This is a genomic window from Mesorhizobium australafricanum (assembly GCF_033977265.1).
Taxonomy (GTDB): domain Bacteria; phylum Pseudomonadota; class Alphaproteobacteria; order Rhizobiales; family Rhizobiaceae; genus Mesorhizobium; species Mesorhizobium australafricanum.
This window is the reverse complement of sequence record NZ_JAVIIT010000028.1, coordinates 25,363-47,337: the sequence shown is the minus strand read 5'-3', so window position 1 is coordinate 47,337 and position 21,975 is coordinate 25,363. Positions and strand designations below refer to the sequence as shown.

Genomic DNA, 21,975 nt, shown 5'->3' with positions numbered 1-21,975 from the left:
AGAGGGCTGATCTTGCCCATGGGAACCTCCTGACTGAAAGGTGTTTTGTTGACACCCTCATCTTCTCAGTCGGGAGGCTCCTGTTAAACCGGGGCTCCAATCGCCGCGATCAGCGGCTTAGTCCAATACTCATTTTGAAGGGCGTCGTTCACAGATCGCATTTTTCCTGTACATAGTGATGTGCTAGAATTTCAGGACGCCGGAAATAGTATCGCTAGTCGATCCGGGTACACGCAGTCATATTGCGCTTTCGCTTGAGCCGCCTTTGCACCCGGCTCAACGTACCCTTATCGACGTCGCGGTCGACCCGAATGCACAGCGACCAACCAGCTCGATCTCGATTCCGGCCATCCCGCGCCGGCAGGCGTGCCGACGGCAGTTCCCCGATCTGCTCGTCGCTGGCCTCACAGGCAGCAACGGCAGCAGGACTGGCTCCATTCGGCGGGAGGGCTCTTACGCCAGCGAAACGGCTGGCTCGTATTGATCTGCGGCCCGCGCCGGGCAGGGAACCGGAGTGTCCAGTTGCGCCTCCTGGCGGAGATGACAGGCGGCCACTCGCCGCAAAGCACACCGCCGAAACGCTGAGCAGATATGTGCAAATCATACCGCAGCCTTCGGCTATGGCACCAGGCGAGATGCCTCCTCCAACAAAATCTTCCGCATCCAGATGCTTGCCGGATCGCCATTCTGAAGCGCAGGCCACTGCATCGCCAGAGTGAACACCGGCAACGAGAGCGGAAGTTCGACGACGCGCAGCGGTAGTGTTTTTGCGAAATGCTCAACCAGCCTCAAGGGCATGGTCCCAATGCGACTGGTGCCCGGTAGCATCAGAGGGATCATGCTGAACCCCTGCACGACCACCTCGGCCCGCCTCTTGAGGCCATGCTCGATCAAAAACCACTCGTCAATGGATGGCTTGAGCGAACGTCCAAATCTGGCCATTACGTGACCCATTGACATATATTTTTCGAACGTGAGCTTTCTCGACAGTTCCTTGTTTGTCCGACAGCCCACACAGGCGAGTGTATCGTCGAAAAGCTTCGCTTTTGGATGCCCGCTTAACAGGAACATTTCAGGGAGTATCAGAAAATCGGCGTCACCGCGCCGGAAAATTTCTTCCATATCGTCAGCGAGAGGCAGGAGTTCGAAGCTGACGAAAGGGGCTTCTCGCGCAACACGGTCAATGACCCCCTGAAAGAAAACGATCGTCATGTAATCGGAAAGGATGACCCTAAAACAGCGATCGGATTTCCGCGGATTAAATTCCTCCCAGGAAATAACCGAGAGCTGTATATGCAGCAGCGCCTCGCGGACCGGCGAGGCGAGCGCCTCGGCTCGCGGTGTCGGGATGAGTTCACGGCCTTTCATTGTAAAAAGCTCATCACCAAAATAGCCGCGCAGCCGGGCGACAGCCGCGCTCATGGCTGGTTGGCTAAGGTGGATACTGCGAGCCGCCGCTGTGAGGTTACGCTCAATCATCAAAGCGTCGAGCGCGACGAGGAGATTCAGATCAAGGCCTTTAAACCGCATTTCAATTCCAATCTAGCGCATGGATGCATTTCATCCGAGCAATAGATTTCACCAATGTCACGAGACACCACATTTGAAAAGTGTCTTTATATGCAAATCGGGGAGGCAAAATGAAGCAGCCGACCGCCCGGGAGCTCATTAGCTCTGGCCCGAGATGTGCTGCAAGAGTCCTGCGCCCCAGCGGCCGCGTCAGGATCGGGACGGCACGTCTTTGGCGCGAGGTGGCCACGAAGTCGGGCTTGTCCGGCGATGTCTGGCGCATCCAAGCGGTGAACGCATCGACAACAGCGCAGGATTGATGCGGTTCATGAGGATGGTCGGCCATCCGCCGCAAATGCCCTCGTAGATAGCAGCGGTCAAAGCGCGGAGTTAGCCAGCGGTGCGTTTCAATCAAAATGCGGAAGCGAGCGGATTTGAAATCCGCGCTCAAGTAAAGCTGGGATTAGACGGGATACCGCCGTGACGGTCTGATCGCGCAGACCTGCACCAGATACGGCTAGCAACTCGTCGGGAGGAAACCCGTCATGCAAGCGGACGATTGCCCCGGGCTTGGCCGATTCCAGGACCGCATCGACGATCGTGTCCACCCCGGGGCGAGACCAGTCGCGCGGATCAACCGACCATTTGATAGCTGCCAGTTCAGCGATGGCGGACGCGGCAAAGACCTCTTCGGTCCAGTTCCCGTATGGCGCGCGCAAGTGCCGAACTGACGCTTGAGGGCAAGCCATCATAATAGCCGCATTAGCGTCAAATATTTCACGCTGCACCTCGTCGAACCCGCATCTAGGTGGTTGCCTACCTCGTGCCCTTCCGCGACCATTCTTTGAATTAGCTCCGGCTGGCCCAAGGCATAGGCGCCAATGACGAAGAACGTCGCCGGGACCCGATGTTCCGCCAGCAGATTCAAGATCTGCGGTGTACAAAGCGGGTGAGGACCGTCGTCAAAAGTCAAATATATACTGCGGCGGCCGATGCAGTCGTCGCACTCACTGCGCAGGTCCCATAACCAGTCGGAATGTATCATTGGCTCTGGTCCGTTCCGGTCGATTGTCGCTCCGGCCGGCCAATCGGACGTTGAACATTCAACCGGTGTAACAGCGACAGCTGCGTTTTCCGTGCGCTTTGGGGCAAATCGGGTAGCGCATTGTGAAGGGTTGACCCCGACGTCGAATTGAGCGCCATCTTGTTCCAGGCGTGCCTGCATGGGGGTGCGATTATACTTAGGTCACAAGTGGTTCGAAGGCGCCAAACTTAGTGAAATGGCAAAGCAATCTGGTACATGTCAGTGTTGATGTGATTGGGCAAGGACTCTTAGGAGCCGCTTTTTTCCCCGGCCCCGGTTTGTACCTCGCTCAATTTGCGTTGACGTCCGATCATGAATGCAGGACTCAAACAAATCAGTCAAATTGATTGATTGGATAAATCCCATCCGTATTGATACCACGCCCCGGGGTCCAGTAAACCTCGCCTCGCACGGCGGTCGGCAGTTCTCCGAGACGTATTCCGGCGCGAGCGTAAACATCGGCGGCTCACTATTCTTGCGCGCTCCTGGGCTTGCGCGATAGCGGGTCGACCCGGTGCCTTTCACGGCAGAGACGCGGATCGGTTGAGAAGTCTTAGTCTAGCTTCCACCGCATAACCGCTCAGTGCTCGACCACCCCGGCAAAACCCAGGTCACGGCGTGTCACGGAGAGCAGGAACTCGTGTTCCGCCTCCTCATGGGACCACAACGGGCGCTCCTGCGGCCCCGGCACTGGAAGCCTCCTGTCGCATTTTCGGCGGGCGAGGCATGGATTCGCGAGCACAACGCACAGTGCCATCGGCATCGTGGCCATGCCCTCGGTGGCGGGGCTGAGCGTGTCGATTTCCACCGCCGGTTCAACGCGGTCTCGATCAAATCTGCTCTTCGCGCGCAGTCCTATTGGCTGCGGGGGGAACCTGACCGCGACGGCGCACAGCACCAACTTCGGCCAGCCGATCATGAGCGGTCAGGACCCTTCGAACGCATAGATCCTAACATCCACCGATCGAATATCAACCATCCAAACAATCGATTTTACCAATCGATGGCGGTGCTGCATTAGGAACTCGAAATGAAGGGTATGGCTCAGGAAGGACGGCAAGTTTGAGAGAGCCCATCAGCGCTGGAACCCCGTCGTACGAGGTTCTGCCAGTTCAATTGGCTAGTATCGCGATCACCGACGGCAGCGTCTGAACTCGCACCAGATCACGCGGCGTCGAACGCGTGATGCGTGCCCTCGGGAAGTATCAAAAAAGGAGTCTTTGTATGCGCTCTCAGGTGCGGTGGAAGCTGTGCTGGGAAAACGAGTTGCAACTTTCCGACCATATCGAACTCGCCGAATTCTTTCGAAGGACCTACGGACCGACCGGCGCCTTCAATGCCAAGCCGTTCGAAGGCAGCCGAAGTTGGGCCGGAGCTAGACCTGAGTTCCGTGCGATCGCGTATGACTCGAGCGGTATTGCGGCACACATGGGCATACTGCGTCGATTCATCAAAATCGATGGGGCTGATCTGCTAGTGGCTGAACTCGGATTGTACGGGATTCGTCGGGATCTCGAGGGGCTCGGAATCAGCAGTTCATTCCGCGTCGTGCTTCCCGTGTTGCAGGAACTCGCGGTTCCATTCGGCTTCGGCACGGTTCGGCCAGCGTTGCATAAACACGTTGCAAGATTGGGGCGAGGCGGTCTGCTGGTCGTCAAGTCGGGCGTTCGCGTGCGCTCCACCCTTAGAGACGCGCTTCTCGACAAACCGCCCACGCGCATAGACGACGCACTCGTCGTTGTCTTGCCAGTTGGGCGTCCGATAACCGATTGGCCCGCCGGCGAGATGATTGATCGGAACGGAGCAGAGCTTTGAGCCACCTCGACTGCTTGTCCGAAGTGTACAGCGAGTGCGCTAACGGTGCCGGCCAACCTAGCGTTTATTTGACGTTTGACGACGGCCCTCATCCGTTTTGCACACCGAAGGTGCTCGACGTGCTGGCGCAACACCGTGTGTCAGCGACTTTCTTCGTCATTGGCGCGTACGCGGCAGACCAGCCAGCACTAATCCAACGAATGATCACGGAAGGGCACGAGGTTGCTAACCATACGATGACCCACCCTGATCTGTCCGAATGCGAACCCGGCGTAGTGCAGCGTGAGATCTTCGAGGCGAACAGAGCCATCAAAGCGGCCTGCCCTGGGGCCTCGGTGCGGTACATGCGCGCTCCTTATGGCATCTGGACCGAACAAGTGATCGCCTCTGCGGCCAGTATTGGGCTGTCGGCTGTCCACTGGTCGGCAGATCCGCAAGACTGGTCTAGTCCCGGTGTCGATGCAATCGTCGATGCAGTGCTGGCCTCCGTCCGGCCGGGCGCAATCGTGCTCTTGCACGACGGGTGCCCTCCTAGCGAGATGAAGCCGGGCAGTGACGCCGGCTTGCGAAGCCAAACCATCCTGGCCCTCTCGCGCATAATTCCAGCATTGCACGACCGCGGCTTTGTAATGCGCTCGCTCCCCCAACAACACTAAACGAACCAAAGATCTCATGGACCTTCTTGGCACAGTCAGCACTGTCACCATCTCGTGTTATGCGCTGCTCTCGACCACATATAAGAGCATGCAAGCCGCTTATGCCGGCGCGGCAAGCGTTTCATTGGTCTCGGACAACCTAGCCAGTCCCGATCTTTGGCCGAGCGTGGACGTCATCATTCCTTGCTACAACGAGGACCCCCGCACACTCTTCGAGTGCCTCACGTCGATTGCAAACCAGGACTACGCCGGAAGGCTGCAAGTCTATGTAGTTGATGACGGTTCTGGAAACCGGGACGCCGTTGCGCCCGTTCACCAGAGCTTCGCGGGCCACCCGAACTTCAACTTCATTCTGCTCCCCAAAAATGCCGGAAAGCGCAAGGCACAGATCGCCGCGATACGCCGATCATCTGGAGATTTGGTGCTCAATGTCGACTCGGACACGATGCTAGCGTCCGATGTCGTCACAAAGCTTGCGCTGAAGATGCAAGATCCCGGGATCGGCGCAGCCATGGGTCAGTTGACAGCCAGCAACCGGAGCGACACTTGGCTGACTCGGTTGATCGATATGGAATACTGGCTGGCTTGCAACGAGGAACGCGCAGCGCAGGCTCGCTTCGGCGCCGTAATGTGCTGCTGCGGCCCGTGTGCCATGTACCGTCGATCCGCACTCCTTTTGCTGCTGGATCAGTATGAGACCCAAACATTTCGGGGAAAGCCAAGCGACTTCGGTGAAGATCGCCATCTTACGATCCTAATGCTGAAAGCAGGCCTTCGAACTGAGTACATCCCGGACGCCATCGCGGCAACAGTCGTTCCAGATAGCCTAGGGCCTTATCTGCGCCAACAACTCCGGTGGGCACGCAGCACTTTCCGGGACACCTGGCTTGCACTGAATCTGCTACCGGGCCTCAACGGCTTTCTAACATTGGACGTGGTGGGACAGAATCTCGGGCCGCTACTACTCGCCGTATCGGTGCTAACAGGCCTCGTGCAGTTCGCACTGATGGGCACCGTGCCATGGTGGACAATCCTGATGATTGTATTCATGACCATCGTTCGCTGCAGCGTGGTGGCGCTTCGTGCTCGCCAACTTCGATTTATAGGCTTCGCTGTCCACACATTCATCAACGTCTTTCTCTTGCTCCCCCTGAAAGCCTATGCGTTGTGTACGTTGAGCAACAGCGATTGGCTGTCGCGCAGCTTCGCTGCCACCCTGGCAGTCAATGATGGGAAACAGGCTCCCGTCCAGAACCTGACCACTGAATCAAGCACTACAAAATTGTCGGAAGATGCGGTGCCGAATCGTATGCGCCATCTTGCGCGGGACTGTTCGGTGCTGGTGACTTCCGATGAGTGATGGTTGCGTAATCGAGGTAGACGAATTTTGAAGTTGGACAATAATCATCGATTGTTGGATCGGGAATTGGCCGCCGACGATCCGTGGCTGCTCGATGCCAATTCGTTCGAGCGGGAGCGTCACACGCAAATGCTGCGGCTGTCGCTTTTGCATGGATCCATCACAAATGCACTTGAAGTTGGGTGTGCGGCAGGCGCGTTCACGGAAAGGCTAGCGCCCCATTGCCAACGGCTTACAGTAATCGATGTCGTGCCGCGCGCGATTGATCGAACGCGCAGACGGATGAAGGAGCTACCGCACATCACCTGGGTAGTCTCCGATGTTCAACAGTTCTCGACTGAGGAGCCGTTCGATCTGATCGTCGTGGCGGAGGTTCTTTATTACCTCAACGGCATAGCCGAGATGCGCGCTGCCATCCGCAACCTTGCGCGGATGCTTGCGCCAGGGGGACACCTGGTATTCGGATCGGCGCGTGATGCCACTTGCCGGCGCTGGGGTCACGCCGCTGGTGCCGAGACTGTCATGGCAATGCTGAACGAGACGTTGATCGCTGTCGATCATCTGCAGTGCCAGGGTGACACCCCTAGCCAAGACTGCTTGCTCGCCCGTTTTCGGAGTCCGGTTCGGCCTCCGGATCTATCGAATTGCCTGCGTTAGACGAGGAAGCATTATGCGCATTTGTGGTATCAAGCTGACGCATGACGGGGCGGTCGCCCTTGTCGAGGACGGACAACTCGTCTTTTGCCTTGAACAGGAGAAGCGGGACAATAACCGACGATATCAAGCCATCGACCATCTGGAGTCAATTGTCTCCGCCTTGGCGGAGCACGGTCTGGATCCGCGGGACGTAGATCAGTTCGTTATCGACGGCTGGGACGGTGATTTGGAGTCGCAGTTCCAGGTCCTTAGCGGGGCGGGTCCGATCACTCTCAAAGGGGCCCCCTACGTCGAACGCCATGCCGAGGGCCTCCTCACTTCGCTCGACGGCTCCGGCCTGATGCTCGGTGGCCGGCTTTTCTCTTATAGAAGCTACCCGCATGTTACCGGCCATGTGACCTCGGCGTACTGCACCAGCCCTTTCGCCAAAACCGAACAGCCCGCATTCTGCTTGGTCTGGGACGGGTGCATCTTTCCACGCCTCTATTATGTAGAACGCCGCGGCGCCCGGTTCCTAGAATGCCTATTCCCAGTGATAGGCCATGTTTACGCAGCTGCGGGCCATCACTTCGGGCCTTATAAGCGGGCGGGTCGCGGCGACTGGGATCTAGGTGTTGCCGGCAAGCTGATGGCCTACATCGCACTCGGGTCGGTCGATGAAGACATCGTGGCAGTGTTTCAGGAACTCTACCAGGAGCGCTTTGCGGGCGACACAGAGCTAGCCAGCCATTACCGTGCGGATATCAACAGCGCGGAGCCCTTGCTTGCGCGCGTGCATGACTTCTTCGAAGCCAGTGCGCTCCGATTGAGGGATCAGGCACCCGAAGATGTGCTTGCATCCTTTCATCTTTTTCTCGAGCGTCTCCTTGTCAGCGAAATGGCGACCGCTGTGGAGCGGCACGCACATCTTTCCGGGGCGAGAAATTTGTGCATCGCCGGCGGCTGCGGTCTCAATATTAAATGGAACAGTGCCTTGCGCGAGGCTGGTCTCTTCGATGCTGTCTGGGTGCCGCCATTTCCGAATGACAGCGGCTCGGCAATCGGTGCCGCTTGCAGCGCAATGGTTGTGCAAAATGGCTTCGTTCCTCTGGATTGGTCGGTTTACAGCGGCCCGGCCCTGCTAGATGGCCAACTGCCTTCGGGATGGAACTCCGAACCGTGCAGCATGCGAAAACTCGCTTCCATTCTCGCCAGCAATAAGCCCGTCATTTTCCTTACAGGGCGCGCCGAGCTCGGACCACGGGCACTGGGTGGCAGAAGCATTCTCGCGGCGGCGACTTCGCCCGAAATGAAGGATTATCTCAACGACGTCAAACTTCGCGAACACTTCCGCCCCGTGGCGCCGATCTGCCTTGAGGACCGCGCGCCGGAAATATTCAGCCCAGGAACGCCGGATCCTTACATGTTGTTCGACCATCAGACACGGGCGGAATGGCGGGACAAAGTCCCCGCTGTCGTGCATCTCGACGGTTCTGCGCGACTGCAGACCATTTCCAGAACCTCTGAGCACAAGGTGGCCGAGCTACTCATCGAATATGAAAAACTCACGGGCATTCCGCTGCTTTGCAATACGAGTGCCAACCACCATGGACGTGGGTTCTTTCCGGGTGCCGCCGCAGCCTGCGGCTGGGGAAAAATTGAACACATATGGTCCGATGGTGTGCTGTTGACCAAAATTCCCGAAACTGAACTATCGCCGGTCGACGGCGCCCTTACGCTGGTTTGAGTGCGCGACCATGGTGGCAATCGACTTTGTCGGCGTGACGAAATCATATGGCAAAAGGGTCGTTGTCGACGGCATGTCATTCACCGTTGCACCGGGAGAGTGCTTAGGGCTGCTGGGGCCGAACGGCGCGGGCAAAAGCACGATTACACGGCTGCTCCTCGGTATGGCAACGCCTAACGCAGGCAAGATCACGGTGTTCGGCGTGCCAGTGCCGGCACGTGCCCGTTTGGCACGTGGACGCATCGGCGTGGTCCCGCAGTTCGACAACCTTGATCATAGGTTCACGGTACGTGAAAACTTGCTGGTGTTCGGGCGATACTTTGGCATGAGCAAAAGCGAGGTCGAAGCGGTCAGCCCATCGCTGCTCGAGTTCGCCCGCCTCGAGAACAAGGCGGATGCGCGCGTCGCCGAACTGTCCGGCGGCATGAAGCGACGCCTGACGCTGGCCCGTGCGCTGATTAATGACCCGCAACTCTTGGTCATGGACGAGCCGACCACTGGCCTCGATCCACAGGCGCGCCACCTGATCTGGGAACGCCTGCGTTCCTTGTTGGCGCGGGGCAAGACGATACTTTTGACCACTCACTTCATGGAGGAGGCCGAGCGGTTGTGCGACCGGCTGTGTGTGCTCGAGCAGGGGCGCAAGATCGCCGAAGGGCGACCACACGCGTTGATCGACGAGCAGATCGGCTGCCAGGTGGTCGAAGTCTATGGCGGCAATCCACAAGAACTGAGATCGCTGGTCGAGCCGTACGCGCAACGCATCGAGCTGAGCGGCGAAACCCTCTTTTGCTATGCGCCCGATCCCGAGCAGGTGCTCACGCAGCTGCGTGGGGTTGCTGGTCTGCGCCTTTTGCAGCGTCCGCCGAATCTCGAGGATGTCTTCTTGCGGCTGACCGGGCGCGAGATGAAGGACTGAACAATGATCGAAGGTTATATGGCCGTTATGCCCGCCAATGCCTGGAATTGGGTTGCAGTGTGGCGCCGCAATTATTTGGCTTGGAAGAAAATTGCCCTTGCGGCGGTTCTCGGGAACCTCGCTGAGCCGATGATCTCGTTGTTCGCTCTCGGCTTTGGCCTCGGGATAATGATAGGTCGTGTTGAAGGCACTTCGTACGTAGCTTTTCTGGCGGCTGGCATGGCCGCGGTAAGCGCGATGACCTCGGCGACCTACGAAACGATCTACTCGACTTTTGCTCGCATGGGAGGCGAGCGCACCTGGGAAGCGATGCTGTGCACTCAGCTTACGCTCGGCGATATCGTACTTGGTGAACTAGCCTGGGCCGGCACCAAGTCTCTTCTGGCCGGTACGGCGATTACGCTAGTTGCTGCCACGCTCGGCTATGCCGCGTGGCCATCCCTTCTCTACGCGCTGCCAATCATCGCCCTAACTGGCCTTGCTTTCGCAAGTCTAGCCATGATCGTCACGGCGCTTGCGCCCAACTACGACTGTCTCGTATTTTATCAAACGCTTGTTCTCACGCCTATGCTGTTCCTGTCCGGGGCCGTCTTTCCGGTCAGCCAAATGCCAGGCGCTTTTCAGCAGGTATCGTCTCTCTTGCCTCTTGCTCACTCGGTCGACCTGATCCGCTCGGTCATGCTTGGCCGCCCGGCTGAAAGCCTCGGCCTGCACATTGCGACACTTTGCGTCTACGCGGTTTTGCCGTTCTTCTTGTCGGCGGCGCTATTGCGTCGGCGCCTGATGCGCTGACGCTGCTGCGTCGGTGCCGAGGCTTTGGCACTCGCCCCCTGTCAGCGCAGACCGTGGTGCTATCCCTTCGATTGTACGGTTTGCTTGAGTGCGAGCTTAATCCGACCGGTTGCGAACATCCTTGAGCGAGGCAGTGTCGAAGATGGCAATCAGGCATCTCGTCCGAAGCGCCACCCGAACTGCCGCGACTAATGCTGGTTAGGAACACACGCAATGACTGATAGCCACATGCCGCCGCCTGCGCCATTCGTGATCCTGGCCATGCCAAGAACTGGGACGCACTACCTGGAAGAATTGCTGAACGCGCATCCGAATGTGTTGAGCAACGGTGAGCTGCTCAATCCATATGCCACGACTTGGCTCGATAAGCATCGTCTGCTTCGCAGCGATCGAGAGCTGCTTGAGCTTGCCTACTCGTGCTGTCCCGCGCAGAGCGACAAAAAGGCGACGCATGTCGGCTGCAAGGTCAACGAACCTCAATTTCATGATCGTCCGGGTTTTTTTGCCGAGCTGACCCGCTGGCCAGGCCTCAGAGTCATCCTCGTGGTTCGCGAAAATACCTTGGAATCGCTGCGGTCACTGGTACAGGCGAGACAAACGCGCCAATGGCTAAAGTTCAGGTCGGACAATGATGCTCCGCCGCCGCAAGTTAGATTATCGACCGCCGACTGTGAGGCATACTTCAAGGCTGCCGACGATTTCCACGCTCGGGTCGCGCGATCCTTCACGAAGAGCAATATGCTCGAGATCGAGTACGAGTGCCTTCTGCGCGAACCTGCTACATGCTTGGCAGCGATTTGGGATTTCCTGGGCGTTCCGGCGCTTCGATTTTCCAGTACGGCGACGCTTCAGCGCCAGGAAACGCGACCGCTAGAGCAAACGATCGAGAATTTTCATGAGTTGCGCCGCCACTTCTCGCACGGACCTTACGCGAGATTCTTTGACGTCGGCGAGAGGGGAACGGCAGTGGCGATCGACTGACAGTCAAGGTTATCGAAAGATAAAGAAACTTAAGCGAACACCGAAGGCCACCCATGCTGGGGAACGGATGGAGCGTATGGCCCGACCGGCATCGGCGTCCACATCAGACGTGTCGCCGACGTTTCCTGGCGCGCCTTCCCCGGCGCCCGCTCCTCGATGTGCGGCTCCGCGTAAGTCCGAAATCATTTTACCGGCTATTCACCGCCTCTGGCGCCTATGCTTTCAGGCAGACGCACTGACTCGGCCATCCAGTCGCGGTCTAACCAGCTGAGCTTGGGGACCCCCAGCCCAAGACTCCCTGCGATGCGGACGGCGAAATCAGGTATGAGTGGGTAGGCCGCGACACAGAGTCCGACAAGCGCGAAGGTCACTGCGCGGGCCGCGGTCCTGTCAAGCGCCTCGTTCTCCTTCGCTGCAGCTGGAACGTGCAGCACTGAACATGAATAGCGGTCGATTGCGTCGACGAACGCCTCGATTGCATGTGTCAGCTGACGTACGTCCGGGTAATCCGCTTCGAAACGCGCTCGCACTTCTGCGCTGAAGCGTCTGCACTCCGCCAAGAACGCAATGTCGGTGGCTGACCACTGGCCAGGACAAGGGAGCTCGTCAGTTGCGACCCGCTCGATGACCTGGTTAGCCTTCCCGGTCGATCTTAACAGCCGTCCGTCCCAGAAATTCCGTTTCCAGCTTTCATAAGAACTCAGGGAGAAGTCCTCAACAGCACCGTCCGGCCGCCGGCGACACAAGTAGAAGCGAAGCGGCTCGCCGGTTTCTTTTGCAGCGATATCGTTCACCCAGATTGCGTGATTTCGTGATGTTGAGAACTTCTTCCCATCGAGAGTTAGCATCTGATTTACGAAGATCCGTCGAGGGAGCATCTCATGCAGATCGAGCGCCGAAAGTACGCCGGGAATGACCAACAAGCGTCCGAAGGCGTTGTCCGCCCCGAAAAGAATGTTCAGCTCCGGCATCTCGTCCCGCGGAATTTGGTACCACAAGGCAGGGCATCCGCTCTTTTCCCTTATCATTTCTAAGGCAAGCAAGTGCCGAGGCACGTGTTCGATGGTGATGTTGAACCGCTGACACTCAAATCCTGGGATTGGAATCCGGATTCCCTCTCGGTTTGGGTTAGAGATGCAGACTTCCGGAAGCCCCCGGCTCAGCCAGGATTCGATGTAGTGCTTGGCGTAAATGGGCAGGAAGGACCGCGAGGCGAAGGATTCGAGCGCGTCATGCATTGGAGCGAGGTTCAGGAAAAGGCGCTTCAGGGGGCGACGTTCTAGGGAATGCCCCTCGAGATCAACCGGATCCTGAAGTTCGGCATCGACGACCAGCGCGCCGCAATCCTCGCATTCATGGCCGGAAGCATAGCCGCCGCAATAGGGACATTTGCCGTGGACGAAGGCGTCGACCCTGAAGCGCCCGCTTTCGACGTCATATGGGACCAAATACTCCCTCTCAGCGATCATGCCCTTGCTACAAAGTCGCTTGAAGACCTCGAGAACGACCGCCTTGCCGCGGCGGTCTGGCTCTGTCCCAAGGAAAATATCCGGGACTGCGTTGAGCCGATCCAGAGCCTCTTGGAAAGAAGCCGTATTTTTCTCTGCGAGCTGGTAGTATTCCAGTCCTGCAGCGTCGGCCGCAATCGCAATGTGCTCAAGATGACCGTGCGTGCCCTGCAGCACGAAGACCTCTCGGTCGCCTGTCTCAGCAATTCGGCGCAACACATCCGCGTGGAGGAACGGTCCTGAGGCATGACCTATGTGCATTTGCCCATTCGGGGTAAGCATGGCGGGGACCAGCAACAACGGTTTGTCTTTTGCTGTCGCTTCCTTCGTGGAAATCGCCTCTTCGAACGCTGCGCGGCTGTGCCACCACACCGTCTGCATGACTGCACCGCTGTCCAAAGCCTCAATTCTGTGCCTGCGCAGCGGGTCGATCCTAATGCTCTCTCCGCCAAGCAGCAGGAAGGTCTTTTCATCCAGGTGAATTCGAACGCCGCCAGAGATCACTGTCCAAAATTCGACTTCCCCGTGGTTGTGACGGCAAGTGGTCGCGCCTGAACTGAACTTCAACAGACGTACCGAAACGTTACCCCCTTCTGGGAAGGGATCATGCCTGACGATGCCGCCATCAATCGAGATAGGGACCGCACGTGCTTCATTTTTGAGATCTATTATTTGCGGATAGATCATTTCGTTTCCACTCTTGAATTTCGGGTTGGCCATGCCGCTGGCAAGGTCTCGGGGCGACCATGAGCAGGTTGAAGCACCTGCCAGTCTTGCAGCGCCTTCGCCACGACCGCCGCCCGCTCGGCCAGACCGCCGAGCGTGTGCTCCGTTGGGCCCCGAAGGCCAAAAGAGTGGTTCATGAGGAAAACGCGAGGTCGCGGACCGGAGCGGCGCAATGCCGTCTGACCGAGATCCACTTCAAAGGACTCGTCGATAACGAGGGCGGCGTCTTCGATAAGCGGTTGCAGCGGTTGGAGGAAGGATAAATGGCGACGGTTTGAAAAGCCCGTCGCGCAAACCAGAAGGTCGATTTCAAGCGTTGTCAGGTCTTGCCTGCTTCCGATTCCGCGAAGGTGAAGACGAAAGCTATCCTCAACACGCTTCGCCGCCGTGATTTCCGTATACGGGAACAGTCTGAGCCTATCGCGTCCACACACTTGGTCTTCGAAGCGAAGATCGTAGATGCTTTTGAGGACGTCCTTGGTGACGGTGGAGAAGTTCGTGTTCCTCGTGTCGGTAAGAAACCTATTGCGATCTTCGGGCGGCAGCTTCGCGAACTTTAGCGAGTGTGGATAGGTGTAGAAGTCATTCACAAACGGGTTGTCGTCCGTCTGTTCAAAGAGGTGGCGCCGGCCAACGACGATAACTTCCGATACTTCCCGATGCTGAAGCAGGAATCTGACTATCTCGCCGGCGCTTTGCCCGGACCCGACGACTGCAACGCGAGCGTTCGCGTTGATCATTCCCTCGTTCGCATGGGACAGGAAGAAGTTTGAATGCACCACACGGCCGGGATCGACGGCCAGTTCTTCGGGAAGGTATGGTTCATGCCCAAGGCTCACGACCACGTCGTCAGCTTCGGTTTCCGAAACGTCCCCGCTCGACACATCCCGGACCGTGACGACAAGGGTTGGGGTTCCCGATGGCTTCTCGCCGAACCTGACTTCCAGCGCCTCCTTGCCGAAACAAATCTTATTCGCAAAAAACCCGCTTACCCAGACCAGATAGTCGGAGAACAGCTTCCTTGAAGGATATAGTTCGTTCGTATGAATAAAGTGATAGAGAAGCTCCCTGTCGTGCAAGAACGAGAAAAAAGTGAATGGGCTTGCCGGATTCCTCAGGAACGCCAGGTCCTTGAACAAGGAGACTTGGAGCCTTGAATCCTCGAAGGCAATCCCTGGGTGCCATTCTGCACTGTCGCGGCGCTCAAGGACTTCCAGCGAATCCAGAACTGAGGAACCCCATTCTTTCAGGCACGTCAGCAGTGCAAGGTTTGCTGGTCCGCTGCCCACGAGCAGTGTTTTCCGCTTTTGCATGACCGGCTCCAAAAATCGTGCTTGTTTCCAACAGCCCAGTTGCGCGCTCGGCTAAGACAGCCATCCGGCTTCCCCTCATTTTCCCGAGGGCCATCGAGGCGACTTCGGCGAGAGCGGCTTCACCGGGGTGTATGGCACCCCGCAACTGTTTGCGCGTGACGCATTCCACGGCTGTGGCCACTGGAACCGCGGTCGCGATAGCCATGCTTGAAAAGCCTCGTTCCTGAAGTGCGGAGCGAAGGATGCACGTCCAGCGGCCAGGTTTGCGATGGCGATCCTCAATGGCCACATCAAGGATGACCTGGTCGCCATGTTCATTTGGGCTCCGGCGAGTTAAAAGCGCTTCCGTGACGTGCTTGACCCGCAGCCGGGCGCTCCCGATCTCAACCTCCTCGTCGGACAGCAGCCCGAGGCAATGCAACATCCGAACGCCATCCGCAAAGCCCGGCCATCGGACAGTCAATTGTCGGATGGTCGGAATGCTGAGATGAGTGCTTGCGGCAGTCGACGGAACCATTGCGTCATCGTATGCCTCAAGAAGTCCGACACCCTCCACGAACAGCGAAGACACGCTTTCGAATCGATTTCGTGTTATGGCTCGGCCATTGACTCGAGCCAACGCGGGCCTCTGCTCTATGGGCAGCCGACGTCCAAAGGCGAGAGCATAGTTCAGTGGAGGTTCCGGAATTTTGGGAATCCCTCCGCAATGAGTTACGATGCTCTGTAAGCCGTCTAGTTCAGCTGCTGCCAGTGAGATTAACGATTCAACTAGTCCTGGTTCGAGACCCGCTCCCAAGACTACCGGCGGACCGTTAGGCGGCATCCGGGCAATGTCAGGATCCTCGGGGTCCGGCCTGCCGACGCAAATAATAGGGGTGTGTAGACCTGCCTCGTGCATTTGGTGCGCGAGTTTGCCGACCAGATTTCGGCAGTCATTCCAAGACGTCGCCATGATCAGCGATCGTGCTTGAATTGAGAGAGCGCATGGACCTAATGACACGTCGAAGCGGACGTTTTTGAGGTCGCCCAGAAGCCCTTGCGCCGCAGCAAGCACAGAATGGCTCCTGTCAATCAGGACAACCAACGCGTCCGGCTGGCCCGCAAGTTGCAGGGCCACCGCCCGGCCGACTGGCCCGGCTCCGATGACGACGTGGGACCTCCCGCACATCGTGCTTTAGCCTTTGTTGCCGGCCACGGTCGAAGCCGGCTTGCGCCGGGTCGTGCGATAGCCAAGAAGAGCAATAGCCGTTTGCAGTAGAGCCAAGCCGGCAATTAACAACGTCAGTGTATCGTACCCCAGGTGAACTGAGACGATGCCGGCAGCAAAAGGGAAGAAATACAAGCCAAGGAAATAGGAAAGACTGAAGATGATCTGCACCAAGGTTCGGGACTGCGGCGCAGTCACGCGGACAGCTTCTGCCTGCATCAGGGGATACGATAGCCCGTAGGTTATGCCGGTCGCCAGTGATCCCACCGCGTAAATAACAGGGTGGCCCGGAGAGTAGTGGAAACCGAGAAGCGAAATAACCATCCCGCCCAGGAGTAGCGGCAAGATCCGATCGGCCGCACCGCGGCTCACGCGCGGACCAATTGCAAACCTAGAGCCGACTACTGCTATCGCCCAAGAGCCAAAAAATACTTCATACCGAAGACCGGAATTGTTGGCAAATGGAGCTTGGAAGTTTATCAACGTGGTGTAAATGCTTGCAGACAGCAGTACGAGTACAAAAAACATTGCAGAATTGCTAAAGAGGAGAGTGAAAAGGTCGCGTGCAAGCGAGGCGTTGTTGGGAATATCGGCGTCGCGTATGTTCGGCGCACGCTGCGCTGCCCACGATGACAATGCGGAACCTGCCGTCGCCGCAAGCATTGCCAGAATGAACATGTCCAGCGTGCCCAAGCCGGTGAACCGGGTAAGGAGGCTGCTTAGCAGAGGTCCGCAGGTTACCCCTAAGGTTGAGAATGCAGAGTAGGCCATGAAGCTCGATGACCGGTCTGCGTCGCTTGAGAGGGTGGCAATGCAGATCGAGCCCACGGTGAAGTGCAGCGCCCATCCACCCGATTGCAGCATGTAGCTCAGGAAGTAGGGGAGTGTCGCGCGCACCCCCGAAAACTCGTTTACGAGGATGGTCGCGCAGCCTGCTGCATAGAGAAGCCCGCCGATAGGTGCAAGCCTTCGCACGCTAAACTGCCGGGTGAGCGAAGGACTGATCAAGACTATTAAGATGGCGGTCGCCATGCCTGCTGCTGAGATCGAGCCAAAAAAGATCTCGTCTCGCCCAATCGACAACAGGTAAACTGGAAGCAGCGCAAAGATGCCCATCGCGAAGGAAATCAGGAATCTTTCAGCGATGAACATACGCCTATACCACAGAATACGAGCACCGACGATTGAAATAGTGGGGGCGTTCATTTCTCGTTCCATGAAGTTGTTCGCGGCTTCCGCGCGGAGCGATGTTGTATTTCAAGGCTAGTCGGCCGTTCTGTGCGCACATGTCTTACCGTGCTAAGAGCAACGCGTGCGCAACCGTAGAGCATCGCTTTGCTCCAACCCTCCATCGTTGCTACCCGTGACACTAACCACGACAGTCAGCTCCCGCCCGCCTGACAATGGAGATGCTCAAGATTCATGCCAGTTTGATCGATTGAGCCGAAGGAGGAATTTTGTGGTGTCTTTTCAGTCGATTAGCTGAAGAAAAGCTAGGGCTCGGCTAAAGAAGGCCCCTATCGTGAACTCGACAAACCCGACAGAAGATGTCGGGCGGCGCCGTGGAGACGGCTATGCCTGACTTCGGTGAGTCACAACTATCCTACAGGAGTTGAGAGGCGGGTAGGGCCTCAGGATGGCCGCCGCGAGGTGCGCTACGACACGATGCCGATGCTGCGGCGCGGAACGTGCCTGCGACCACGCCTTTATGTCGGTGGGGCGCAACAGCGATCGAACTCCCGAGGCGAAAAGCGGTCGGACGATACGCACGCTTCGACTACCGATCCAGAAGCGGGCCTCCACCGAAAAGCCAACTGCGCCGAGACTAGGCGCTGCCGCATCTGGGATGGGTGGTGGAGATCTGTAGCGGTTGCTCGATGCCGACCCGGTTTCAGCCGGGCCTCCCATCGCGGAGTGGCGGTGCCTTAACTAATAGAGCCTCGCCCCGTCTATCGGCAGGCGATCATGCCCGGAGCCGGAAGTCTGCGGTCCGAAAACTTTTATGGACGAAATGCGCTCGGTGCCGATGACACATCGCTGGCGCATTAACGAAGCCGGCCTGCATTGCGGTTATCTGGGCCGCAATGATCCGGCCGCTTTCATCTTCACCGCATGGGCATCAAAGGCGGTCGCCTTTCGTGTTCTGCGGCCGCCTCCTCTGCCGGTCAACATTCTTTACTGCCGCATTCTAAGGCCTCAGTTGAAGTCTAGGATGAACCGCCGATTAGGTGAACGGATAGGCCGTGCGTTCTGGGGATAGAGCGAGGTAAATCGAGCAATATCCGCAGCGTCGACCTCTACCGGTTCTTTTGCCAACATCCATTCAACGTTCTCGGTGCAGGGCGGCGTCGTCAATGATCCCTCATAGGTCCAGTAGCTGAGCGAGGCCGGGAGAAGCCCGCTGGGATCGATATCGGCGGCCATTGACGCGCCTGGCCACGCAGGGAAGACTGCTGCCAGGCTTGCAAAGCTGGCATTTGTCGCGCCTGGTATCAGAAAGACTCCCAGGACACCAAAGCTGTCGCTCTTTGTGTCCTTGTGGACGAAATGCACTTCCATCGGGAAACTCTTGCCAGCTATGCGATGCTCGCTTGGCGCATGAAAATGGAATTGGATCAATTCGAAAGTGCGATCGCCGCGGGTCAGCGTGCTGCCTTCCGGCATATTGATTTGAATGGTATGGCCGTTATTCACCATCTTGCGGCGGCCCTTGTGCCAATCTACTGCGATACGCGGCATGTCGGCCTTGACGGCGTCGGTAATATCAACGGGTGATTGCTGCGTACCCGCCGAACAGACGAAATTCTTCCTGTCCAGATCGGCCCAGTGCTCGGGCCCCACCTGACCGGTGTATCCCCAATGGGCCCCATCCGCACGCGCGGCCGCGGCACAGATGAGGCAAGCGCCCTGTGCAACGAACCCTTTGATCAGGTGACGACGGTGCATATTGCTTTCCCTTCCTTACGCGAATTGATGCTTTTCCAATTGCAAAAAGGGGGCCGTTGCGAGGACAGACGCATTCGATCCAGCGAGTTGATCGGGTCCCGACATTGGGCCTAGCTTAGCTAACCAAGCTTCACCCTCCAGCTTTCGAATCATGGGACGAATCTGGCTGCTTCAAACCATCTCATCGGCTCTAACGAGCAGCCGCAATCAGCCTCTCGGCAAGCCTTGTCCGGCGAGCGATTATCTCTGATCCTTCATAGGAAAGGTGGCCGCTGTCCCGGTAAAGGAATTTGCCATCGATCTCCGTCTTGCATGCTGTGCCGTCGCACAGAAAGTCGTGATAGGAAATGACCTCTACGCCAGCCTTCAAGGCCACCTGGTTCAAGAGCTCGAGAGTGTCGGAATGGCTTCGACGGTACTGTGCGACGTATATTTTACAGTCACTGTAAAGCCCGACAATAACAATCCCACGTGCCTTCCTCTCAAGACATTCACCGATGTCGATATTCCCAACTGGTGGAGGAGCAAGAACGACCACTCGCTTGCCCAAGGCGCGGACGGCTTCGACGAGAGCCTTGATGCCATCAACGGCCTCATCAATAGAAAGATTGACCTCGGTGAAAGTATCTTTGGTCCTCTTAAGCAGCATGAATTCACCCGGCGCCGCGACGCCAAACGGGCTTGAAATGACAACGGTCTTTATTTCGGGTCGAGCTTTCAAGATACGCAAAACGCTGTCATTGAAGCGAATACAGCTCTCGCCGAAGGCGCGGGAATAGGGAGACGCCGTCGGCGACTTCGAGAAACCAGCTATTCCGACAGCAGGGAGGCACGCGCTCATCGTGAGCTGAGCCAGTCCCGTTTCTCCGATTGTCTTGGCCAAGCCGGGAACCACCGCCATGGCAAATGAATCACCCCAGACCAGCAATTCGGGCTTGTCTGTCGTTTGGCAGTTCCGAGGGATTTCCTGAGGAGGCGATCCGGGCCTGAAATCACACGCTGGTCCCAAACCTTCGTTGATCCGTCGGATATAGGCAAAGTCAATGTCGCTCTGGGTCGCTGCAATGGCGAGCGAGGGCGACAAGCCGAGCAGGACCGATACAGCAAGGAGACCCGAAGCCAGCCGTACACGGGACGTCGCATATCCCCGCCGGAACGGCTCTTCCACGAAACGGTGAAGAACCCAGCTCGCGACAAATGAGAAAGCAACTGCCGCATAGATCGCAAGGGCAGGTGTATCTGCAAGCCAAGCGGCCCGCACAAAGACGAGCACCGGCCAATGGATCAGATAGAGCGAGTACGAGACGTCTCCTATCCTCGCCATGCCTCGAACCGCCACATTATCTCTACTGGGCGCAAGCAGGAGGACCAGCGTTGCGAGACAAACCACAGCCGCATCCGCGACCGGATGAGGGGACCCAGTGGAGACAACGGCAACAAAGAGAAGCATTGCGACCGCCGGGAGCCGCAGCTTCGAAAGCCTGGCAGCCACGCTGGGGCTGATGGGAAGCAAGGCCCCGAATGACCCCAGGGCCATTTCCCAAAATCGGGTCGGCAAAAGAAAAAATGCGGCGGATGGATCGCGGGAGGTTAAATAAAGACATAGCGAGAAGCTGGCAACGAGGAGCACGCCTACTCCTGTCAGCCACCATCTCCTCGGAGCCAACGCCAAGAAGGCAGGGAGCAGCAAATAAAACTGCTCCTCGATAGCGAGCGACCAGAAATGCAGGAGGGGCTTCGTTTCGGCGGCGCCACCGAAGTAGTCGGACTGAAACCAGAGAACGATATTGCTGGTGAATGTGAGGGCCCCGAGAACCTGGTTTTGGAACCCTTTCAGCTCCACCTCCGACAGGAAGAAAGGCGCAGCGATCGTCGTGAGCGCAATGACGACATAGGCAGCCGGCAACAGGCGTTTAGCACGCCGGTAGTAGAACTCCCAAAAGCTGAACCGTGATTGTTCAACATGCGTCCTGACGAGGCCTGTGATCAGGAACCCCGAAATGACGAAAAAAATGTCAACGCCAAGATAACCTGCGGCGCCCGGCCCAAGACGGGCGTGATAAAGAACAACCAGAAGAACGGCCAAGCCTCGCAAGGCCTGAATATCGGTTCGCAAATACCGCGGCATAGACTACCTGATATAGAGGTGATTTTACTAAAGTGAGAGTGCCACAACAGTGACGAAGACGACCGTGGTGTTATCCTACCGCTTGAGTTCCTCGCGTCACCGAGTTCCCAAGTCTGGACCTCACTTCCATGCTTGCGAGCGCCATTTGCATACGTGTGCTCGACGTGCTTTGAAACCAGTCAGATCGAGATTTGCATCATTTCAAAAAATTCGAAAAATCAATTGTTTCGATGGCACTCATCCATACCATGGATAGTAGGGCGGCTGCATAACGATTGAACGGCGACTTTTTCTCTCACCCATTGCAGAAGCGATTGCCTGGGCAGTTCGGAGGCTGTTGCGCATCCAATCGTCTATTGCTGCATGCATTCGACCCCCCATCCGCCGAACCGCGGGTTGGGATCGTCTTTTGATTTCCAGACAGTCATATGGTCGTGGAGCGTCTTTGTGGGCAAGCTCCTCACATCAGCCTGGTGATGGGTCTGGTAGCGCAGTTATGCGGCTCTCCAGTTTCATCTCGCAGAGGGTCATCGTCGAACCGGAACGAGAAGAATACGGAAGCAGAGTCGATGAACGTTTTCCGGTGATGAGATAAATGGAATTCTGTCGTTATGCTCTGTCGTAGCGAACCGCTCAAAGAGAGCGAAT

16 protein-coding genes and 2 pseudogenes are annotated in these 21,975 nt (G+C 57.4%); 8 read left to right on the top strand and 10 right to left on the bottom strand.

What is annotated here, in order from left to right; translation table 11 throughout:
* Window positions 1–618 precede the first annotated feature (618 nt).
* The 4 genes and pseudogenes from RFM98_RS30120 to RFM98_RS30110 form a co-directional block, all read right to left on the bottom strand.
* Window positions 619–1,530 carry a LysR family transcriptional regulator gene (locus RFM98_RS30120; RefSeq protein WP_320229389.1) on the bottom strand — a complete coding sequence of 304 codons (912 nt, stop codon included), beginning with the start codon at window positions 1,528–1,530 and terminating at the stop codon, window positions 619–621.
* 386 nt (window positions 1,531–1,916) lie between these two features.
* A pseudogene (gene nodB, locus RFM98_RS30115) lies at window positions 1,917–2,554 on the bottom strand (chitooligosaccharide deacetylase NodB).
* A 15-nt stretch (window positions 2,555–2,569) separates the two neighbouring features.
* Window positions 2,570–2,734 (bottom strand): annotated as a pseudogene (locus tag RFM98_RS31470) (hypothetical protein); the annotation flags it as partial.
* Between the two features lie 439 nt (window positions 2,735–3,173).
* Window positions 3,174–3,512 (bottom strand): hypothetical protein, encoded by a 339-nt coding sequence (locus RFM98_RS30110; RefSeq protein WP_320312136.1) that lies wholly within the window; start codon window positions 3,510–3,512, stop codon window positions 3,174–3,176.
* Window positions 3,513–3,817: 305 nt separating this feature from the next.
* On the opposite strand from RFM98_RS30110, the gene RFM98_RS30105 reads away from it, so the two are divergent.
* The 8 genes from RFM98_RS30105 (at window position 3,818) to RFM98_RS30070 (ending at window position 11,499) form a co-directional block, all read left to right on the top strand.
* Window positions 3,818–4,408 carry a NodA family N-acyltransferase gene (locus RFM98_RS30105; RefSeq protein WP_320216521.1) on the top strand — a complete coding sequence of 197 codons (591 nt, stop codon included), beginning with the start codon at window positions 3,818–3,820 and terminating at the stop codon, window positions 4,406–4,408.
* Complete coding sequence (gene nodB / locus RFM98_RS30100; protein ID WP_320312135.1) at window positions 4,405–5,064, top strand: chitooligosaccharide deacetylase NodB; 660 nt, start codon at window positions 4,405–4,407, stop codon at window positions 5,062–5,064. The genes RFM98_RS30105 and nodB (RFM98_RS30100) overlap by 4 nt, the downstream gene beginning before the upstream one ends.
* A gap of 16 nt (window positions 5,065–5,080) precedes the next feature.
* Window positions 5,081–6,424, top strand: a complete 1,344-nt coding sequence (nodC, locus tag RFM98_RS30095; RefSeq protein WP_320312134.1) for a chitooligosaccharide synthase NodC — start codon at window positions 5,081–5,083, stop codon at window positions 6,422–6,424.
* A 3-nt stretch (window positions 6,425–6,427) separates the two neighbouring features.
* On the top strand, window positions 6,428–7,081 hold the full coding sequence (gene nodS, locus RFM98_RS30090; RefSeq protein WP_320216518.1) for a nodulation methyltransferase NodS: 654 nt from the start codon (window positions 6,428–6,430) through the stop codon (window positions 7,079–7,081).
* Window positions 7,082–7,094: 13 nt separating this feature from the next.
* Entirely contained in the window at window positions 7,095–8,807 is a 1,713-nt protein-coding gene (gene nodU / locus RFM98_RS30085; RefSeq protein WP_320312133.1) for a nodulation protein NodU, read from the top strand.
* Between the two features lie 10 nt (window positions 8,808–8,817).
* Window positions 8,818–9,726 (top strand): nodulation factor ABC transporter ATP-binding protein NodI, encoded by a 909-nt coding sequence (gene nodI, locus RFM98_RS30080; protein ID WP_320216516.1) that lies wholly within the window; start codon window positions 8,818–8,820, stop codon window positions 9,724–9,726.
* A gap of 3 nt (window positions 9,727–9,729) precedes the next feature.
* The gene (locus RFM98_RS30075) at window positions 9,730–10,518 is read left to right on the top strand and encodes an ABC transporter permease (RefSeq protein WP_320236770.1); all 789 of its coding nucleotides are present in this window, start codon (window positions 9,730–9,732) and stop codon (window positions 10,516–10,518) included.
* A 213-nt stretch (window positions 10,519–10,731) separates the two neighbouring features.
* Window positions 10,732–11,499 (top strand): sulfotransferase, encoded by a 768-nt coding sequence (locus tag RFM98_RS30070; RefSeq protein ID WP_320312132.1) that lies wholly within the window; start codon window positions 10,732–10,734, stop codon window positions 11,497–11,499.
* A gap of 194 nt (window positions 11,500–11,693) precedes the next feature.
* On the opposite strand, the gene RFM98_RS30065 is transcribed toward RFM98_RS30070, so the two are convergent.
* From RFM98_RS30065 to RFM98_RS30045, 6 genes are all read right to left on the bottom strand, one after another.
* Window positions 11,694–13,694 (bottom strand): class I tRNA ligase family protein, encoded by a 2,001-nt coding sequence (locus RFM98_RS30065; RefSeq protein ID WP_320312131.1) that lies wholly within the window; start codon window positions 13,692–13,694, stop codon window positions 11,694–11,696.
* Window positions 13,691–15,046: a SidA/IucD/PvdA family monooxygenase gene (locus RFM98_RS30060; protein ID WP_320312130.1), complete on the bottom strand. Its 1,356-nt coding sequence runs from the start codon at window positions 15,044–15,046 to the stop codon at window positions 13,691–13,693. Before RFM98_RS30060 ends, RFM98_RS30065 begins: the two co-directional genes overlap by 4 nt.
* The gene (locus RFM98_RS31465; protein ID WP_430682368.1) at window positions 14,937–15,869 is read right to left on the bottom strand and encodes a saccharopine dehydrogenase family protein; all 933 of its coding nucleotides are present in this window, start codon (window positions 15,867–15,869) and stop codon (window positions 14,937–14,939) included. Before RFM98_RS31465 ends, RFM98_RS30060 begins: the two co-directional genes overlap by 110 nt.
* A 351-nt stretch (window positions 15,870–16,220) precedes the next feature.
* A complete protein-coding gene (locus tag RFM98_RS30055) occupies window positions 16,221–17,459 on the bottom strand; it encodes an MFS transporter (protein WP_320312129.1) in 1,239 nt (412 codons plus the stop codon).
* Window positions 17,460–18,449: 990 nt separating this feature from the next.
* Complete coding sequence (locus tag RFM98_RS30050; protein WP_320216510.1) at window positions 18,450–19,199, bottom strand: carbonic anhydrase; 750 nt, start codon at window positions 19,197–19,199, stop codon at window positions 18,450–18,452.
* A gap of 190 nt (window positions 19,200–19,389) precedes the next feature.
* Window positions 19,390–21,327 carry an acyltransferase family protein gene (locus tag RFM98_RS30045; protein ID WP_320312128.1) on the bottom strand — a complete coding sequence of 646 codons (1,938 nt, stop codon included), beginning with the start codon at window positions 21,325–21,327 and terminating at the stop codon, window positions 19,390–19,392.
* Window positions 21,328–21,975 lie beyond the last annotated feature (648 nt).

Coding starts and splice junctions, on each gene's coding strand:
- RFM98_RS30120 (WP_320229389.1), bottom strand. CDS start 1,530: ATGCGGTTTAAAGGCCTTGATCTGAATCTCCTCGTCGCGCTCGACGCT.
- RFM98_RS30110 (WP_320312136.1), bottom strand. CDS start 3,512: ATGATCGGCTGGCCGAAGTTGGTGCTGTGCGCCGTCGCGGTCAGGTTC.
- RFM98_RS30105 (WP_320216521.1), top strand. CDS start 3,818: ATGCGCTCTCAGGTGCGGTGGAAGCTGTGCTGGGAAAACGAGTTGCAA.
- nodC (WP_320312134.1), top strand. CDS start 5,081: ATGGACCTTCTTGGCACAGTCAGCACTGTCACCATCTCGTGTTATGCG.
- nodU (WP_320312133.1), top strand. CDS start 7,095: ATGCGCATTTGTGGTATCAAGCTGACGCATGACGGGGCGGTCGCCCTT.
- nodI (WP_320216516.1), top strand. CDS start 8,818: ATGGTGGCAATCGACTTTGTCGGCGTGACGAAATCATATGGCAAAAGG.
- RFM98_RS30075 (WP_320236770.1), top strand. CDS start 9,730: ATGATCGAAGGTTATATGGCCGTTATGCCCGCCAATGCCTGGAATTGG.
- RFM98_RS30070 (WP_320312132.1), top strand. CDS start 10,732: ATGACTGATAGCCACATGCCGCCGCCTGCGCCATTCGTGATCCTGGCC.
- RFM98_RS30065 (WP_320312131.1), bottom strand. CDS start 13,694: ATGATCTATCCGCAAATAATAGATCTCAAAAATGAAGCACGTGCGGTC.
- RFM98_RS30060 (WP_320312130.1), bottom strand. CDS start 15,046: ATGCAAAAGCGGAAAACACTGCTCGTGGGCAGCGGACCAGCAAACCTT.
- RFM98_RS31465 (WP_430682368.1), bottom strand. CDS start 15,869: ATGCCGCCTAACGGTCCGCCGGTAGTCTTGGGAGCGGGTCTCGAACCA.
- RFM98_RS30055 (WP_320312129.1), bottom strand. CDS start 17,459: ATGAACGCCCCCACTATTTCAATCGTCGGTGCTCGTATTCTGTGGTAT.
- RFM98_RS30050 (WP_320216510.1), bottom strand. CDS start 19,199: ATGCACCGTCGTCACCTGATCAAAGGGTTCGTTGCACAGGGCGCTTGC.
- RFM98_RS30045 (WP_320312128.1), bottom strand. CDS start 21,327: ATGCCGCGGTATTTGCGAACCGATATTCAGGCCTTGCGAGGCTTGGCC.